This is a genomic window from Alcanivorax sp. NBRC 102024, assembly GCF_001602235.1.
In the GTDB taxonomy this organism is placed as follows: Bacteria; Pseudomonadota; Gammaproteobacteria; order Pseudomonadales; family Alcanivoracaceae; genus Alcanivorax.
In genome coordinates this window covers 205,960-222,923 of sequence record NZ_BDAS01000004.1, presented here as the reverse complement: position 1 = coordinate 222,923, position 16,964 = coordinate 205,960, and the positions used below count along the sequence as shown (strand labels likewise).

Genomic DNA, 16,964 nt, shown 5'->3' with positions numbered 1-16,964 from the left:
GCTGTTAACTGTTCACTATTAACTGTTAACTGCCTTCACCACTCCTCCAGATACCCCACACAATGCTCCACCAGCTCGCTGACCCGCTGGATGGCATTGCTCAGGCGCTCCAGGTCGCCTTCTGCCAGGGGGGCATAGCGGTCTTCTGCCATCAGGTTGAGAGCGTTGGCATCGCTGGGCGGGGCTGGCCGACGGGCCAGGCCAGCGGCCCCCATGGCACCCTGCATTTCCCCGTCCAGCCAGGCGATCAGGTCCGCGCGGTCGGCCAGGGCCTGGCCGAGGATGGCCATTTCCGGGGCTTCCACTTCAGAATCGCGGAATGCCTGAACCAGGGCAGCCAGGCTGAACAAGTGGTCGGCACCGGCTACCTGATAGGTATTGGCAGACTGGCGCGCCAGACCAACCAGGGCGGAATAGAGATGAAAGACCACGGCACCACGCAGGGCCAGGCGCACCGCAGGCACCGCACCAGCCTGTTCACGGGTGAGCTGACGTAGCAGGGCCTGGGCAAAATAGATCCGCTCGCGCAGACCACTGACGGCATTTTCTCGGACCATTCGGGACATGGGGACTCACAGAAACTATGGATATAACGGGTTAACCTGACCGTAGGAGCTATGCTTGCATGGCGAACCTGCTCGCGATGACCCTGGTTTTCGCCATGCAAGCATAGCTCCTACAAATAAAGGCGGTCAGGATTTCTTGGCGGCGGCCTTTTTCTTTGCCGGGGCCTTCTTTTTGGCGGGCGCCTTTTTCTTGGTCTGTTCCTCGACCCATTTGCCGTCCCGGTAGAAGGCCATCCAGCCGGTGGCCTTGCCGTCGATCTCGCTCATCACGTACTGCTCTTTGGCCTTTCGGCTGTAACGCAGGACCCCGGGATTGCCGTCCGGGTCTTTCGCCGGCGCCTCGGCCAGGTACTTGTGTTTGGGATCAAGCTGCTCAGCGACGCTCTGGATTTCCAGGATCAGCGGCGGCCGGGTTTCCCGGTTTTTGGGAAACTTGCTGGCGGCCAGGAACAGGCCGGAGGCACCATCGCGCAACAGATAGTGATCGTCATCGTATTTCTCGCACTTCAGGTGCGGCATGGGAATCGGATCGGCCCGTGGCGGTGCCGGCTCGCCGCTCTTGAGGAGTTTGCGGGTATTACCACATGCCTCGTTGGTGCACTTGAAGAATTTCCCGAACCGACCGGTTCGCAGCTGCATGTCGTTGCCGCACTTTTCGCATTCCAGCACCGGCCCATCGTAGCCCTTGATGCGGAACTCGCCCTTCTCGACCACATAGCCGTCACAATCCGGGTTATTACCGCAGATGTGCAGCTTGCGCTTTTCGTCGATCAGGTAGTTTTCCATGGCGGTGCCGCACTTCGGGCAACGCTTCTTGTTGCGCAGTTCCTTGGCTTCCGCTTCTTCATCGTCAGCATTCACCGACTCGGCTTCTTCACCGGGCAACAGGTTCAGGGTCGCCGTGCAGCGTTCCTTCGGTGGCAGGCTATACCCTGAACAGCCCAGAAAGACCCCGGTGGAACCGGTACGGATCTGCATGGGCCGGCCACACTTGGGACACTCGATGTCGGTATCCGTGGGCAGGTTGGCACGCATACCGCCAATGGCCTGCTTGCCACTGCCCTCACCCTGGGCCGCTTCCAGTTTGGCAACAAAATCCCGGTAGAACTCATCGAGCACATCCTGCCAGTTACGGCGGCCCTCGGCGATTTCATCCAGGGTTTCCTCCATGCGGGCGGTAAAGCTGTAATCCATCAGGTTGGGGAAGTTTTCCGCCAGACGATCAGTGACGATATCGCCCATTTTTTCCGCGTAGAAACGGCGGTTGTCCTGGCGCACATAGCCACGATCTTGAATGGTGGAAATAATCGCCGCATAGGTGGACGGACGACCAATGCCACGTTTTTCCAGCTCCTTCACCAGGCTGGCTTCAGTGAAACGGGCCGGCGGCTTGGTGAAATGCTGATCGATGTCCACCTGGTCGATGGTCAGGCGGTCGCCCTCTTTCACATCCGGCAGCAAGGTATCTTCCTGACCCTTGCGCGAAGCGGGGGGCTGGATACGGGTCCAGCCGTCGAACTTCATGATGCGCCCCTTGGCCTTCAGCTCGTAGTCATTGCCGGTGGCGGTGAGCGTGGTGCTCAGGTATTCCGCCGGGGGCATCTGGCAGGCAATAAACTGGCGACGGATCAGTTCGTAGAGACGCTGGGCATCACGCTCCATGTCCTTGAGGGAGTCGGAGGTGCGGCGCACGTCGGAGGGGCGGATCGCTTCGTGCGCTTCCTGGGCGCCCTCCTTGCTGCTGTAGGACAACGGCTTCTCGGGCAGGTACTTGTCGCCCAGTTTCTCGCCGATCCATTCCCGGCAGGCTGCCACGGCATCTGCACTCAGGTTGGTGGAGTCCGTACGCATGTAGGTAATGTGGCCAGCTTCGTAGAGGCGCTGGGCCATCATCATGGTCTTCTTCACCCCGAATCCCAGGCGGGTACTGGCCGCCTGCTGCAGCGTGGAAGTAATAAAGGGAGCCGAAGGCTTGGACCGGGTAGGACGTTGCTCACGCTGGCTGATGGTCAGCGTACCGGCCTGCAGCAATGCCTGACGATGTGCTTCCGCGTCATCGCCATTGTTGGGGCGGAAGTTCTCCCCCTTGTGCTTGGCCACTTCCAGGCGCAGGGCTTCGCCCTGATCACTGTGGGTGTCGCTGCGCATTTCCCAGAACTCTTCCGGAGTAAAGGCGCGGATTTCCCGCTCTCGCTCCACCACCAGTTCCACCGCCACGGACTGCACCCGTCCTGCGGACAGGCCACGGGCAATCTTTTCCCACAGCAATGGCGAGATCATGAAACCCACCACCCGGTCCAGGAAGCGGCGGGCCTGCTGGGCTTCCACCCGACTCAGATCCAGTTTGCCCGGCTGCTCAAAGGCGGCCTGAATGGCTTTTTTGGTAATTTCGTTGAACACCACCCGGTCAAAGCGACTGTCATCACCGCCGATCACTTCCCGCAGGTGCCAGGCAATGGCCTCCCCTTCGCGGTCCAAATCCGTGGCCAGATAGATGCGGTCGGCCTTGGCGGCAAGACGCTTGAGTTCGTCGATCACCTTTTCCTTGCCGGGAAGGATCTCGTAATGGGCCTTCCAGCCGTGCTCCGGGTCGACCCCCATGCGGTTGATCAACTGGGCCTTGGCCTTCTTCTTTTTATAGGCTTCGCGCTCCTCCTTGGGCAGTGAGCGCGTATAGGCGGCCTCCTTGGCACGTTCCTGAGGGGTGCTCTTCTTGGAACCGCCACTGACCGGCAGATCGCGTACGTGGCCGACGCTGGACTTCACTACGAAGTCGTCGCCCAGGTAGCGGTTGATGGTCTTGGCCTTGGCAGGCGACTCCACAATAACAAGAGTTTTTCCCATTCTCAGGTTCTCAATGGCGGCGGTTTGTTGAACAGAGCACAGACCGGCTGCCCTTACCCCACTATGACAGTGGCTGGGGCGACGCAGGTCCTCTTCGGGCGCTATTTAGACAGCGCCGGTATGGCCGGGTCAAGCTCTGCTGTCTTCCGGGGAGCCTCTGAATAACCCTCCACGTGCCCGATCTCCCGGGCTGGATCGCAATCCCGGCGCGAGTTTCACAGCGTCTGTCTCTCCCTCCACGCATCCCCCTGGACATGCAAAAAAACCGGGGAACGTCAGCCAGCAGGACCCGCAGAGCGCGCCCGCAAGGCACCACGGGCTCGCAGTGAGTTCGTCAGAGGCACCGTCTTTTTAGTAGTAGACCAGAGGCGGTTGTGGAGCAACCCTCAAAGCGGCGCTCTCCCCCCCCTGGAAAGCCATTGAAAGCGCGTTATACTGCAGAAAAGTCACCGTCTCAGGGAGAGAACCGTGCCGAGCCCCTACCGCCGAATTCTGGTCGCCATTGATTGCAGTGATGAGTCTGCACAGGTGCTATCCCGTGCCGCCGGGGTCCTCTCCGGCAACGACGGTGAACTGCATCTGATCCATGTGATCGAGCCCCTGGCCCTGGCCTACGGTGCCGATGTGCCCATGGATGTGACCGACCTGCAGAGCGGCCTGATGCAACAGGCCCGCGAGACCGCTGACACCTATGCCAGCCGCTATCAGATTCCCGCCGACAATGTTCATGTGGAGCTGGGCTCCATTGAGAAGACCATTCTCGACCAGGCTGACAAGCTGCACGCCGACCTGATCGTGGTCGGCAGCCACACCCGCAGCGGCCTGGCCCTGCTACTGGGCTCCACCGCCCGGGGACTGGTGCCGGGGGCGCATTGTGATGTGCTGGCGGTGAAGGTGGATCAGAAAGGCAATTAATAGTTAATAATGAATAGTTTCGCGGTTGGATGCTTGAGGAATACGAAAGCAAAGAGGCCGCGCCCATAGTATAGGCGCGGCCTCTTGCGTTGCAGCACAGATAACTCATTCCGCGACGTTATTAATTATTCATTATTAACTATTAATTGCCCTCAAGTGAGCTGCAACGCCCCCGTCCCTTCCGGGCCTTCTTCATTCCAGCGACACAGCAATTCTGCCAGCCCCTGGGCCTGAACCTTGAGAGCCGCCAGTTCTTCCCGGCTGCCTTTCTCGCCGTGAAACACCGGGAGTTTGCGCATGGACTGGACCAGCTCGTGATCCGGAGACTGCATTCTTTTGACTTCCAGCGTCCAACGGATGTGATGAACGATCATGTGGAAAAAGGCCAGCCGCGTCGCCAGTGAATAAGGACCGTCATCCTCGTTGAACTGATTGAAGTCCAGGCTTGCCAGCACGGCTTCGCGGGCATTCTCCGCCACCTTGATAGTGGCGCTGCGCGGCGTGCCCAGCAGCATGGAAAGGGTGCCGAAGACTTCACCGGGAGAAACGTAATAAAGTGGCGTGTCGCCGGCATGCTCCGAGAGCACTTCCAGTTGCCCCCGCAACAGGAAATACAAGGTGGAATCCACATCCCCGGCACGAATCACCGTGTCACCGGAACCTGCCACCCACAGGCGCGTATTGCGCTCCAGATGCGCGAATTCATGCTGGTCGTCACGGGCAATTTCATTGAAAAACGGGACACCGGATAACAGTTGCCGAGTCCGTTGTTGGCCGAAATCATTATTATTGGCCTGCTCCATCTACTATCCCCAGGTCTGATGGAATTATTATCGGAGACTCCGGCTGCAGGGCGAATCCGGAAGGACACGCAACCGCTCAGAAGCTCCCTTCAATATGCTAGTGCCAGCGCTCCCATAGGACAACGATATCCTCCCTCAACGGTCGAAAAACCGACCCGGACAACTGTTCAAATAGCACTGTTCATATTATCAGTACCTGTGCTAGCATCGGTTTTGTAGCACCGGCTGTCAGCCTCGACTGACAGCCTGGTCAGCCAGAAGCGCCATTGGCGCCCCGGCATGGAACCGAAATCCTGCGGGAAACATGGAGAAGGTTATGAGCAGCAAACTCACCGATCGCCAGCAACAGGTACTGGATTGTATCCGCGAATGTATCGCCGATACCGGTATGGCTCCGACGCGTGCGGAAATTGCCGACATCATGGGCTTTCAGTCCAAAAATGCCGCCTCTGACCACCTGAGAGCACTGGAACGCAAGGGCTTTATCAAACTCCACAGCGACCGCTCCCGCGGGATTCAGCTACTCGATAATGCGTTCTGGTCGGAAGAAGAACTGCCGGTGGTGGGCAAGGTCGCTGCCGGCGTTCCCATCGAGGCAATCGAGAACGTGGAGCGCACGGTTCCCGTCCCCCAGGGGCTGTTCAAACAACGGCCAACCTACCTGTTGAAGGTACAGGGCGACAGCATGATCGAGGCCGGCATTTTCGATGGCGACCTGATTGCCGTACGTAAATCCAACGTGGCCCGCTCCGGCGAAATCGTGGTAGCCCGCATTGACGAAGAAGTCACAGTGAAGACCCTAAAGTTGAATAAATCCAGCGCTACCCTGCTACCGGCCAATGAGGCGTATGAGCCCATCAAGGTGCCGGCGGATCAGTTGATCATCGAGGGTATTTTTGTGGGGCTAATCCGTGATCCGAATTCTTACTAGTGCCGTTCTGCTATTGATGAGTGCCGTCGCCATGTCCGATACGAATCTTCTCGCCCCTTGCCCGGATTCGCCCAACTGCGTGTCCAGCCTGGCAACCGATGAGGACCGCCGGGTCGCTCCGCTGAAGGTCGCACAAACCCGCCAGGCAAGCATGGCCCGCCTGCAGGCACTGTTACGCCAGTTACCCCGGGTTGAATTCGACGTGGTCGGTCAGTCCCGCATTCAGGCCCGCTTCTCCAGTCGCCTGCTTCGCTTCGTGGATGATGTGACTTTTTATGTCCGTGAAGATGGCATGGTAGAAGTACGGTCCGCATCCCGGGTGGGTTACTGGGATTTAGGTGCCAACCGTCGTCGGGTAGAATCCCTGCGCGAACAACTGGCGGAGCAGGCCCCTGATGACAGCACCTCACAACTCTACCCTCAACACGGCTCCCGTTCATTGGGCTGATATCGGCGTCAACCTGACCGACAAGCAATTCCAGGACGATCGGGACCAGGTACTGGCACGCGCCCGCTCCGCCGGGGTGACCTGGCAATTGCTCACCGGTACCAATGTGGAAGAATCCCGCCAGGCCATAGCGCTGGCAAGCCAACACGACGATTTGTTTGCCACTGCCGGCCTGCACCCCCATAGCGCCCGCTTCTACTCGCCGGCGCTGGAAAAGGAACTGCGTGAACTACTGGGACAGCAGAGCGTAAAAGCCGCCGGCGAGATGGGGCTGGACTTCAATCGAGACTTTTCCCCGCGTTCCGACCAGGAGCACGCCTTTGAGGCCCAGCTGGCACTGGCAGTGGAGCATAAGCTACCGGTGTTTCTCCATGAACGTGATGCCCATGAACGCTTTGCGCCCATCCTGAAAGCCTATCGGGATCACCTTGTGGGTGCCGTAGTGCATTGCTTTACCGGTTCCCGCGAGGCACTTTTCGATTATCTGGACCTGGATTGCCATATCGGCATTACCGGCTGGATTTGTGATGAACGCCGCGGGAAACCACTGGCAGAGCTGGTGCACAATATTCCGGATAACCGACTGTTGCTGGAAACCGATGCCCCCTATCTGCTGCCGCGGGATCTACCGGAGCCGCCCCCGAAGAAGCGACGCAATGAGCCTTCATTGCTGCCCTGGATCGGTAAACGGGTGGCGAGTTTGCGGGGGCAAGATGTGGCCCGGGTGGCGGGCATGACGAGTGAAAACGCGCGAGCGCTGTTCAGATAAGCGAAACCAGACCCCGTTGGAGCTTTGCTCGCAAACCGAAGCTTCCCGAGGGAGGGAACTGCACCAAGCCCTCGCCTTGCAAGCAAGGCACCAACCGATCAGGTCTGGCTTCGCCAGTGAAAACGCACCCGCAGGGGCGGTATCACCTCGCCTTCCGGCTGCCCGACCATTTCCGCATGGGCGGAATGATGGAGCAAATGCGCCGTGCTGGTGACCAGGGTCTGGAGCTGGTTGTTGGCGTGCTCAGGGCCATTAAAGCGCATGATCTTGCCACTGTCGTCGGCCACCCAGTACCAGGTTTCACCGAAACGCACCTTGACGGTACAGACGGACAGGCAGGCTGAGAAGATCTCAACCTCATCGGCTTTGCGCTTGTGCAGTTTCTTCGGGCTGATGGTTTCCATATGAGCAATAATGGCTCCACGGCTGTGAAGCCCGCATCAATCACTCAACCTGCCAGAAATTGCTGCACATCCAGCAGACCAAAAGGCCAACCCAGCTCCCGTCCCTCCTTCATCAACACGGGAATGCGTTCACCGTATCGCGCCAGCAACTCATCATCCTCAGCCACATCAACCAGCGTCAGCGTGATATCCGGTGCCACCGTGGACACCAGCTCCCGGGCCTGTTCACAGAGATGGCAGCCCACCGTGGTGTAAAGCACTACACTCATCAGTCCTCCACATGCCGAATGGCATAGCAGACATGAATCCTGTCATTCCGGCGGAAGTCCTCCGGGATGCTCCAGCGGGTAATATCGTCTACCTGATACCACTTGCTGATACTCGGGTCGAGTTCAAACCGCCGATAGTTGCAGGAAAAATACAACACCCCGCCCGGCTCCAGCCGGCGCATGATCTTGCGGATCAGCTCACCGTGATGCTCTTCCACCACGAAGTCGCTGCGTGACTTGTTGTTGGAAAAGGTCGGCGGATCACAGAACACCAGATCAAACTGTTCCTGACATTCGTCCAGCCACCGCATGGTGTCGGCTCGCACCAGCTCATGCTGGTCAGTGGAGAAACCGTTGGCCGCCAGATTGCAGGCTGCCCACTCCAGATAACGTTTTGAGGCATCCACCGTGACGGTGCGTTTGGCGCCTCCCACCGCGGCGTGCACGGTCGCCGAGCCGGTGTAGGCAAACAGATTGAGAAAGCGCTTACCGCTGGCTTCCTCGGCAATCTTCAGTCGTGTCGGTCGATGGTCAAGGAAAAGACCCGTATCCAGATAGTCCTGCAGGTTGATCAACAGTTGTGCCTGCCCTTCGCGCACCAGCCGGTAACGGCCCTGGCCATCCAGTTTCTGATATTGCTGGTTGCCTTTCTGGCGCTCCCGGGTGCGCAGATGCACCTGCTCACGGTGCACACCCAGGGCGGCGCGGACTGCGGTTACCGCCAGATCCCGGCGTTGCTTGGCCTTTTCCGGGTCCACGGTTTTCGGCGCTTTGAATTCCTGAACCAGTACCTGGTCACCATAGATATCCACCGCCACATTGAACTCCGGTAAGTCCCGGTCGTAGAGGCGATAACACTGGATATCCTCGCGCTCCAGCCAGCGGCGCAGATGTTTGCCATTCTTGCGAAGACGGTTTACCAGGGGCTGCGCCCCTTCCGGTACGTCAAAGGCGGATGACTCAGCAATGGTCACCACCTCCACCGGCGCCGGCTGGCGAGAGTGATACAGACGGATGAAATTATTGAACGGTCCGTTCTTCAGTCGCCACTGGCCCTGCAGATCCATGCCGGAGCGGTCCATGACTTCCGCATCGGCTCCCAGCAACACCGCCTGCCAGTTCGGCGCCAGCCTGGCCAGCAATCGTCCCAGCGCGAAATGCAGCCAGCCGGCCTGCTGCTGTTCATCCAGGCGTTCGCCCCAGGGCGGGTTGGCCACCAGCAGCCCTTGATCGGCAAAATCCCGGGGACGCAGGGCCCCCAGTTCACGGCGCTCGAAGTGAATCGCCTGACGCACCCCTGCCCGCTCCGCATTCTGCTGGGCCAGCTGGATAGCGCGGCCATCCACATCGAAACCCTTCAGGGACATTTCGGGAAGCGGCTGACGGACGCTATCGGCCGCCTCCGCCATTGCCTCCTGCCAGAGCTGACGACGGCAACCCCGCCACTGCTGAAAACCGTACTGTTTGCGCTGGGCGCCGGCAGCCCAGCCAGCGGCGATTTGCGCCGCTTCGATGAGCAGGGTGCCGGAACCACAGAAAGGATCCATCAGGGCCGCCGGATGACTGCCATGACGCCAGCCTGACGCCCACAGCATGGCCGCGGCCAGGGTTTCCCGTAGCGGCGCCCGTCCCCCGGCCAGCCGGTAACCGCGGCGGTGCAAGGGATCGCCAGCCAGATCCAGCCACAGATGTGCCTGGTAAGGGTCCAGCCGGGCACGGATACAGCAACTGCCCCGGGCATCCCGGGAAATGGTGAACTGTGGCGGTAACGCCTGAATAAAGCGCTTGGTACTGATTCGGTTATCCCCACGCACTCCCACCCCGTGTTCCAGGTGGATATGCAGTGGCGCATCATTGCCCACCAGCGCCAGCCAGTCCTGGCTGGCAGCCAGCTTTTCCGGGGCAATATCGGGAGAGACCCCCAGGGTTCCCAGGGACAACAACACCCGCTCGGCAAGCCGTGACCACAGGCAGACCCGCAGGGCATCCGCAGTCCCGCCGCTAAACGCCACATGGGCGCGACCGGTTTCTGTTACCGATATCCCCAGTGACGACAGTTCATCGGCCAGCAACTCGGCAATGCCGGGCATGCTGGTGGCCACAAATTCCATTACTGATACCTCGTAAGTGACTGTTTTATGCGCAACGAAAAAATTAACGTTATATCTTTCAATGCGTTACACAAACTGTCATCAAGCTGCCCTTTATACGTCATATGCTTAACAAGCACGAACCATATTGCTACATGATATTCGACACCACCCCAACGGTTTCCCATACTGAATTGGTCGACCCCGATAACTGGCCTTGTTCTCTGCCAGGGGTCATTGTCAATACCGCTATCTGTGAAAGGGAAAGCGTCTATGAAGCGACAAAAACGAAACAAAGACGACCGCGCCTACAGCCGGGGATACAACGCCGGCCTGGATGGAAAATCTCGTGAGGAATGCCCGTTTGGCACCCTCAGTGCACGTACTAACTGGATGGGCGGCTGGCGCGAAGGTCGCACCGATTTCGCACAAGGAATGCTGGGGGTCTCCAGTATCCAGAATCTGAAAAATATCGGCTAACACCTGACTTAACAGTTCAACACCGCGCCGGCGTGTCACGCGCCGACTCACAGGGCCCCTCCCGGGCCCTTTTTAATTGCTGGCCTCTATCTCAGACAGCCCTGGGCCAAGCGCGGGCGATATCACCAATCAAGCCCGGCCCCTGATAAATCAGACCACTGTAGATCTGAACCAGATCGGCTCCCAGACGCTGCTTCTCCAGTGCATCGGCGGCACTATTGATGCCGCCCACGCCGATAATCGGAATTCGGCCTTTCAGCGCCTGGCTCATGGAGGCAAGCGCCCGGTTGGCAACAGGCGTCAAGGGGGCACCACTGAGGCCTCCCTGCTCATTCCCTTTGGGCAGCCCTTCGACCCCTTCACGGGACAGAGTGGTGTTGCCTACACAGACACCATCGATACCGTGCTGAACAAAGGCTTCCGCCATGGCCTGCAGCTCTTCGTCAGTGTTGTCCGGTGCGATCTTGATCACCAGCGGGACACGGCGGCGATGCTGCTGATCCAGACGGCTCTGGGCCTCGCGCAGCGTGCCGAGCAGCTCATTGAGGGCATCCCCGTGCTGCAGGCTGCGCAGGCCCGGAGTGTTGGGAGAAGAGACGTTCACCACCAGATAGGACGCGTAGGCATGCACCTTCTGCTGACAGATCAGGTAATCCTGGACCGCGTCTTCCACCGGCGTGTCCTTGTTCTTGCCGATATTGATACCCAGCACGCCCTTGTAGCGGCTCTGTTTCACCGCACCCACCAGATAATCCACACCAAGGTTGTTGAAACCCATTCTGTTGATCAGCGCCTGTGCCTTGGGCAGGCGAAATAAACGAGGCTGGGGGTTACCCGACTGCGGACGTGGTGTCACCGTACCCACCTCGATAAAGCCAAAACCCAGATCGGCCAGGCCATCGATGCAGTCACCATTCTTGTCCAGGCCCGCCGCCAGCCCCACCGGATTGGGGAATTCAATGCCCATCACCTCCCTGGGAGAGGCAGACACACTGCCCGGCCACAACTTGCCAGTCCGCTTGCGCAGCATGGCCAGAGTCAACTCGTGGGCATGTTCTTCAGACAGGGAAAACAGCAAGGGGCGAGCAAGGGAGTACAGCATGGGATAACCCGGATTGTGATAATGGCGGGCATTATAGCCAAGCTACCCAGGCACTTCGATGCTTTGTGTCGGACAGCGGCTCTGCCCAGGGTCAGGCGTCATGGAATCGTCTACCCATAGGAGTCATGCTCCCCCCTAAGGAGGATCTGCGACATGCGAACCGGGACCCGGCGAGGATACCGTGGCGCAGCTTGCTCCAGAGCTTTTCAAAAAGCCCTGTCGGCCCCGGATAATCCCGGCCACCCTGCGGGCAGTCCCCAAAAAAAACAAAAAAAGCCCGGCGAAGCCGGGCTTGAAAATAACCAACGAAACCAGCGCGTCAGTTAGCTTTTCTGACGAGCGCGGGCCGCATCAGGCTTGAGTAGGAAGGCGCCCAATGCAGGTAACAGCCAGAGGGCCCCGATCATATTCCACAGGAACATGAAGGTGAGCAGAATGCCCATATCCGCCTGGAACTTGATGGAACTGAAAGCCCAGAAGATCACGCCCACTGCCAGGGTAATCCCGGTGAAGGCCACTGCCTTGCCGGTGGTCTTGAGGGTTTCTCGGTAAGCCGATTCCAGGTCCATACCCTGTTTCAGGTAGTGGGCCAGCTTGCTGTAGATATAGATGCCGTAATCCACACCGATACCCACACCCAGGGCGATCACCGGCAGCGTGGCCACTTTCACCCCGATGCCCAGATGCGCCATGAGCGCCTGACAAAGAATGGACGTGAGACCCAACGGCACAATGATACAGATCACCGCACGGATGGAACGGAAAGCAATCAGCACCAGAATGGATACCACCGCATACACCAGCGCCAGCATGGGATACTGGTTGGCCTCGATGGTCTGGTTAGTGGCAGCTTCCACACCGGCGTTGCCGGAAGCCAGCTTGAACTCGATGACCTCTTCGTTATTGCGTTTTTCGGCAAAATCCGCCACCGCAGCGGTAACGCGATCCAGGGTTTCCGCCTTGTGATCATCCAGGAACACATAGACCGGCGCCAGAGAACAGTCCAGATTGTAGAGGCTGTCCGGCATGAAGCTCATCACGTTGTTCAGGGCATACTGATCCCGGGAAATGGTGGCCCATTTCAAGGAGCCCTCATTCATGTTGGTGGCGATCAGCTTGGTGGCTGAGGCAATGCTGACCACATCCTGCACACCCTCCACGCTCCGCAATGTCCAGGACAGATCGTCCACGGTCTCCATGGCCGGGTAAGTGTTACAGGACTCCACCGGCGTTTTCCCCATCACCACCAACACATCGGCACTGACGGAATAGTTGGATACCAGGAAGTTCACGTCATGGTTATACCGGTACCGGGGCTTGGGCTCATAGCCACGCGGGCAGTCCATGTCTTCGCACGGGTCCGGCCAGAGTTCCGGCGCACCCTTGTCCAGGTCACCGATTTTCAGGTCCTGGCTCATGTAGATGCCGACACCGTAACCGGCCACCGCAATCACAATAGAAATCGCCGCCAGTGGTTTGCGGGTAAACCGGGCAAACAATCCGGCCAGCGGATGCTCTTTCTTCTCGCCTGCCTGGATCTTGCGAACAGCCGCACCGCTCACTCCCAGGTAGGACAATACCGTCGGCACCACCAGCAGATTGGTGATAATGATCACCGCCACACCGATACTGGCGGCCATGGCCAGTTCGCGGATCACACCCACATCAATGATATAGAGCGTCAGGAACCCGATGGCATCGGACACCAGCGCCACCATGCCGGGCACATACAGTGACTGGAAGGTATTCCGCGCAGCGTCCAGCGGGGTCTGCCCTTCGGCCGCATAGTTGGCCAGGGTGTTGACGATCTGCACCCCATGGGACACCGCAATGGCAAACACCAGGAACGGCACCAGCATCGAGTAGGGATCAATGGTGAACCCCAGGGTGCTGACAATACCGAGCTGCCAGATCACCGCCACGAAAGAGCACACTGTCACCGTTACCGCACTGCGCAAACAGCGGGTATCAATCAGCAGCAATACTGCGATCAGCGCGAGGGTGAAGAAGAAGAACATGGCCACTTCTTCAGCCGCAGCCATCACATCGCCGGCTTTCTTGGCCAGACCGACAATATGAATGCGTACATTGGGATACTTGTCCTGATAGGTCTGGCGGATCTCTTCCAGACGGGCGGACAAGGCAGGAATATCCACACCGTTCTCGCCCAGGGCATCCAGCAAATGCGCATGCACTACGCTGGACTGGAAATTATCCGCGACCAATCGGCCCACCTGGCCCGAACGCAGAACATTGGTGCGCAGATCTTCCAGGCTGGCCTCGCTGCCATCGTAGCCAGCGGGAATCACTTCACCGCCCTGAAAGCCCTGCTCCGTTACCTCGTTCCAGCGCACATTGCTGGTCCAGAGCGAACTGATCTTGCTCGGGTCCACGCCATCAAGGGCAAACACCTCGTCGGTGATTTCCTTCAGGGCGGTCATGTACTGGGCATTGAAGATATCGTCGCTTTGCGTTTCGGCAACGATCACACGGATATCGTTGCCCAGACTCATATCATCCTTGTGTTCCAGGAAGTTCTGAATATAGGGGTGGCCCAACGGGACCATTTTCCGGATATCGGTATTAAGCTGAATCTTGCTGGCCTGCAGGCCCAGAAAGACAGTCGCTGCCACGAACAGCAGCAGGACGACGGGACGGATGGAGAACAGCCCGTTGGCAATGGTTTTGGAAATACGACCTGACATGCTGTGCCCCTTATTTCACGTCTTCAATCACACGCACCCCACCCTGGCCGGCGATCACAACGCCGCCCTTTTTCCTGGGCAAGACTGCGGAGATGGATTCACGGTCCGGAAGGAACCGCAGGGAGAAGGTTTGACCACCATCATGGCTGGTGAGAATGCCGCCGGCATTGGTGACCAGCACCACCGTGCCGTCCTCCAGCACCGTGCCATCATTCACACCACGGGTCAGTTTGCTGGGCACCTTGACCCAGCTGCTGCCACGATTGGCGGTTAACCACACATTGCCTTGCAGGCCGTAAACCAGCACCTGATAGTCGGAAATCGGGGTCGCTCCGAACAGGGTTCCGTCATAGGGACTGCTCAACGCTTCCCAATTCTCGCCCTTGTCCGCGGAACGAAAGATGACGCCTTTTTCACCAACCAGATAACGGTCGCTGCTCGCCGGCGCTGCCGCATAGCCGTAAAGGTGCCAGCCATCATTGTTGCTCAGCGCATTGCTGCGCTTGTTCCAGGTATCCCCTCCATTTGAGGTCTCCAGGTAATACCCATACCCCCCGACCGCCACAGCCTTGTCCCGGCTTTCGCAGTGCACATCCAGCAGCGGCGCACCGGAAGTATCAACCGGGGCCGCTGCGGTCTCCTCGTAGGGATCGTCACTGTAAAGGTCGTCGCCGTAGGCGTCGTCTTCGTAGGGGTCACCATAGATATCGTCCATGGACAGATCGTCCAGCTCTTCATCCACGGTGTCACTGTCGACACTGCCGCCCAGCGGATCGCTGTATTGCAGTGTCCAGCTTTCCCCGCCATCGCGGGTGCCAAGCACCACGGCATCGTGGCCGACAGCCCAGCCGTTGCGGGCGTCAGCGAAACAGACCGCTGTCAGGAGGACTTCTTCAGGCGTCCTGGCCGCCTGCCAGTGCCCCCCCTGATCATCGGAGTAAAGAATCTTGCCACGGTCACCCACCGCCACAATCCGGCCACCGGCATCAGCCAGGTCCAGATAGTTATTGGCAGTCACCAACGGCGATTTGTTGTCGATAAACTGTGCCTGCAAAGGGGCAGACAGCATGGCTGCGGTAGCCAGCAAAAGTGTTTTTCTCATTGTCCCATCTCTTCCCGAAGGCTCGTTGGTCGAGCCGAGTGCAAAACGACCGGGGGCCATGGGCGTCCCGGTCGCGTTGCCAGTGCTGCCGCTAAACGGTCAGCCTTTTCTTGTCATTAACGTCCACGGCGGCGCAGAGCGGCCGGATGGAAGTAGCGATCATCCGGTACCGGCTGGCTGTAATCCAGGATGGACGGCTCTTCGTTATCCAGGAACTGAACGTGGTAGCGCTGGGCCCGCAGATCGTGGAAGGTATCCAGAGCGGTCCACTGGGTCGGCACTTCGTAGTAGTTCTTGATGTAGGCAAGGCTGACACGCCACAGCTCATCACGACGGTCATACTGGTCGATGGCGGCGATCTGCCAGGAATCCGCATCAATGTAGAAGCGACGCTTCTCGTAGATATGGCGCTCACCTTCCTTCAGGTTCGCTTCCACGACCCATACACGGTGCAGCTCCCAACGCTGGTAGTCTGAATTCACGTGGCCCTGTTGCAGCAGGGTTTCGTATTTCACGTCCGGGCTGTCCATCTTGTAGTTGTTGTAGGGGATGAACATTTCTACCGGCTTTTCGTGAACCAGCTTCCAGTTGTACTTGTCCGGCGCACCGTTATACATGTCGGTGTCATCGGCAGTCCGCAGGCCGTCAGCCGCCGCAATGGGCGTATCATAGGCCAGGTTGGGCGCACGACGGACACGACGCTGGCCGGCGTTATAACCCCAGGCCTGACGAGGCATTTTCTTCTGGTCAAGCATTTCGTGAACCAGTACCGCACCACCGGCCAGACGTGCCGGCGCCTTGGTGAAGGACAGGTAGTAGAAAATGATGTTGTCCAGGCTGTCGAAGTTGTACTTGGGATCGTAGTAACGGAAGTAGACTTCCTGCTGGGAAGTAATCAGGGAGTAGGCACCATTACGCTGTACCGCCACTTCCGAAGCACGACGGACCACGTACAGCCCGCGCCAGCGCAGGATATGGTTCCAGATCGCCTGCAGCGCCTTGTCTTCGTTGCTGCCACTCAGGATCGGGAACGGGATCCCGCCAAAGGCATTGTTAACGCCGGTCTCTGCCAGTGAAGCCTTGGTCGCGTTGCTTTTGGTATTGTCATAAACCCATTGCGGCGCGGAGGTGGAGCGGCGGCTTGGATAAACATTGAGTTTGAAAGTATCCGGGTAGGTTTTCAGCATACCCTGCACACCCTCAGGCACCTTGTCTGCATACTGCGACAGGTTCTGGGCGGTGATGGTGAATACTACCTTGTCATTCTTGAAAGGGTCCGGGTGGTGCTGGCCGGGACGGGTGTATTCCTTGGGGATATCCTTTTTCTGGATACCACCGGTCCAGTCGGGAATGCCAAGGCCAGTGGAAACGGCTTTACCGTTGCCTTTGACGTCAGCCCCGAACGGAGTCAGGGATTTACCCAGCTTTGCCGCTTCTTGCGCGGACACGGCAGCCTGCACATTGGCCGCGACGCTCAGTGACAGCGCCAGCGCGCTGCCCATGGCGGTCAATTTCTTCAACATGATTGCTCTCCGA

General features: G+C 58.7%; 15 protein-coding genes. 5 read left to right on the top strand and 10 right to left on the bottom strand.

Annotated elements, in window-relative coordinates; all coding sequences use genetic code 11:
* Nucleotides 1–35 precede the first annotated feature (35 nt).
* Nucleotides 36–566, bottom strand: coding sequence for a hypothetical protein (locus A0251_RS08940; RefSeq protein WP_062816510.1), 531 nt, complete (start codon nucleotides 564–566; stop codon nucleotides 36–38).
* A 126-nt stretch (nucleotides 567–692) separates the two neighbouring features.
* Nucleotides 693–3,410 (bottom strand): type I DNA topoisomerase, encoded by a 2,718-nt coding sequence (topA, locus tag A0251_RS08935; protein WP_062816509.1) that lies wholly within the window; start codon nucleotides 3,408–3,410, stop codon nucleotides 693–695.
* Nucleotides 3,411–3,878: 468 nt separating this feature from the next.
* Here topA and A0251_RS08930 point away from each other — a divergent pair, with 468 nt between their 5' ends.
* Nucleotides 3,879–4,325 carry a universal stress protein gene (locus A0251_RS08930; RefSeq protein ID WP_062816508.1) on the top strand — a complete coding sequence of 149 codons (447 nt, stop codon included), beginning with the start codon at nucleotides 3,879–3,881 and terminating at the stop codon, nucleotides 4,323–4,325.
* A gap of 152 nt (nucleotides 4,326–4,477) precedes the next feature.
* On the opposite strand, the gene A0251_RS08925 is transcribed toward A0251_RS08930, so the two are convergent.
* Nucleotides 4,478–5,128 (bottom strand): cyclic nucleotide-binding domain-containing protein, encoded by a 651-nt coding sequence (locus A0251_RS08925; protein ID WP_062816507.1) that lies wholly within the window; start codon nucleotides 5,126–5,128, stop codon nucleotides 4,478–4,480.
* A 316-nt stretch (nucleotides 5,129–5,444) separates the two neighbouring features.
* Here A0251_RS08925 and lexA point away from each other — a divergent pair, with 316 nt between their 5' ends.
* The 3 genes from lexA to A0251_RS08910 are packed head-to-tail and all read left to right on the top strand — an operon-like array spanning nucleotide 5,445 to nucleotide 7,276.
* Nucleotides 5,445–6,059: a transcriptional repressor LexA gene (lexA, locus tag A0251_RS08920; protein WP_062816506.1), complete on the top strand. Its 615-nt coding sequence runs from the start codon at nucleotides 5,445–5,447 to the stop codon at nucleotides 6,057–6,059.
* Nucleotides 6,060–6,090: 31 nt separating this feature from the next.
* Nucleotides 6,091–6,507, top strand: coding sequence for a DUF1499 domain-containing protein (locus tag A0251_RS08915; protein ID WP_062816505.1), 417 nt, complete (start codon nucleotides 6,091–6,093; stop codon nucleotides 6,505–6,507).
* Entirely contained in the window at nucleotides 6,455–7,276 is an 822-nt protein-coding gene (locus A0251_RS08910) for a TatD family hydrolase (RefSeq protein WP_062816504.1), read from the top strand. The genes A0251_RS08915 and A0251_RS08910 overlap by 53 nt, the downstream gene beginning before the upstream one ends.
* A 98-nt stretch (nucleotides 7,277–7,374) precedes the next feature.
* Here the strand turns inward: A0251_RS08910 and A0251_RS08905 are convergent, their stop codons facing one another.
* From A0251_RS08905 to rlmKL, 3 genes are read right to left on the bottom strand one after another with little or no spacing between them, the layout of a single operon-like run.
* A complete protein-coding gene (locus A0251_RS08905) occupies nucleotides 7,375–7,680 on the bottom strand; it encodes a DUF6482 family protein (protein WP_062816503.1) in 306 nt (101 codons plus the stop codon).
* Nucleotides 7,681–7,724: 44 nt separating this feature from the next.
* A complete protein-coding gene (locus tag A0251_RS08900; protein ID WP_062816502.1) occupies nucleotides 7,725–7,949 on the bottom strand; it encodes a glutaredoxin family protein in 225 nt (74 codons plus the stop codon).
* Nucleotides 7,949–10,060: a bifunctional 23S rRNA (guanine(2069)-N(7))-methyltransferase RlmK/23S rRNA (guanine(2445)-N(2))-methyltransferase RlmL gene (rlmKL, locus tag A0251_RS08895; protein ID WP_062816501.1), complete on the bottom strand. Its 2,112-nt coding sequence runs from the start codon at nucleotides 10,058–10,060 to the stop codon at nucleotides 7,949–7,951. Before rlmKL ends, A0251_RS08900 begins: the two co-directional genes overlap by 1 nt.
* Before the next feature lie 252 nt (nucleotides 10,061–10,312).
* On the opposite strand from rlmKL, the gene rmf reads away from it, so the two are divergent.
* The gene (rmf, locus tag A0251_RS08890; protein ID WP_062816500.1) at nucleotides 10,313–10,519 is read left to right on the top strand and encodes a ribosome modulation factor; all 207 of its coding nucleotides are present in this window, start codon (nucleotides 10,313–10,315) and stop codon (nucleotides 10,517–10,519) included.
* Nucleotides 10,520–10,610: 91 nt separating this feature from the next.
* Here the strand turns inward: rmf and A0251_RS08885 are convergent, their stop codons facing one another.
* From A0251_RS08885 to A0251_RS08870, 4 genes are all read right to left on the bottom strand, one after another.
* Nucleotides 10,611–11,621, bottom strand: a complete 1,011-nt coding sequence (locus A0251_RS08885) for a quinone-dependent dihydroorotate dehydrogenase (RefSeq protein ID WP_062816499.1) — start codon at nucleotides 11,619–11,621, stop codon at nucleotides 10,611–10,613.
* Between the two features lie 323 nt (nucleotides 11,622–11,944).
* Nucleotides 11,945–14,326, bottom strand: a complete 2,382-nt coding sequence (locus tag A0251_RS08880) for an RND family transporter (protein WP_062816498.1) — start codon at nucleotides 14,324–14,326, stop codon at nucleotides 11,945–11,947.
* Between the two features lie 10 nt (nucleotides 14,327–14,336).
* Nucleotides 14,337–15,428, bottom strand: a complete 1,092-nt coding sequence (locus tag A0251_RS08875) for a YCF48-related protein (protein WP_062816497.1) — start codon at nucleotides 15,426–15,428, stop codon at nucleotides 14,337–14,339.
* A gap of 116 nt (nucleotides 15,429–15,544) precedes the next feature.
* Nucleotides 15,545–16,951: a DUF1329 domain-containing protein gene (locus A0251_RS08870; RefSeq protein WP_062816496.1), complete on the bottom strand. Its 1,407-nt coding sequence runs from the start codon at nucleotides 16,949–16,951 to the stop codon at nucleotides 15,545–15,547.
* Nucleotides 16,952–16,964: the final 13 nt, after the last annotated feature.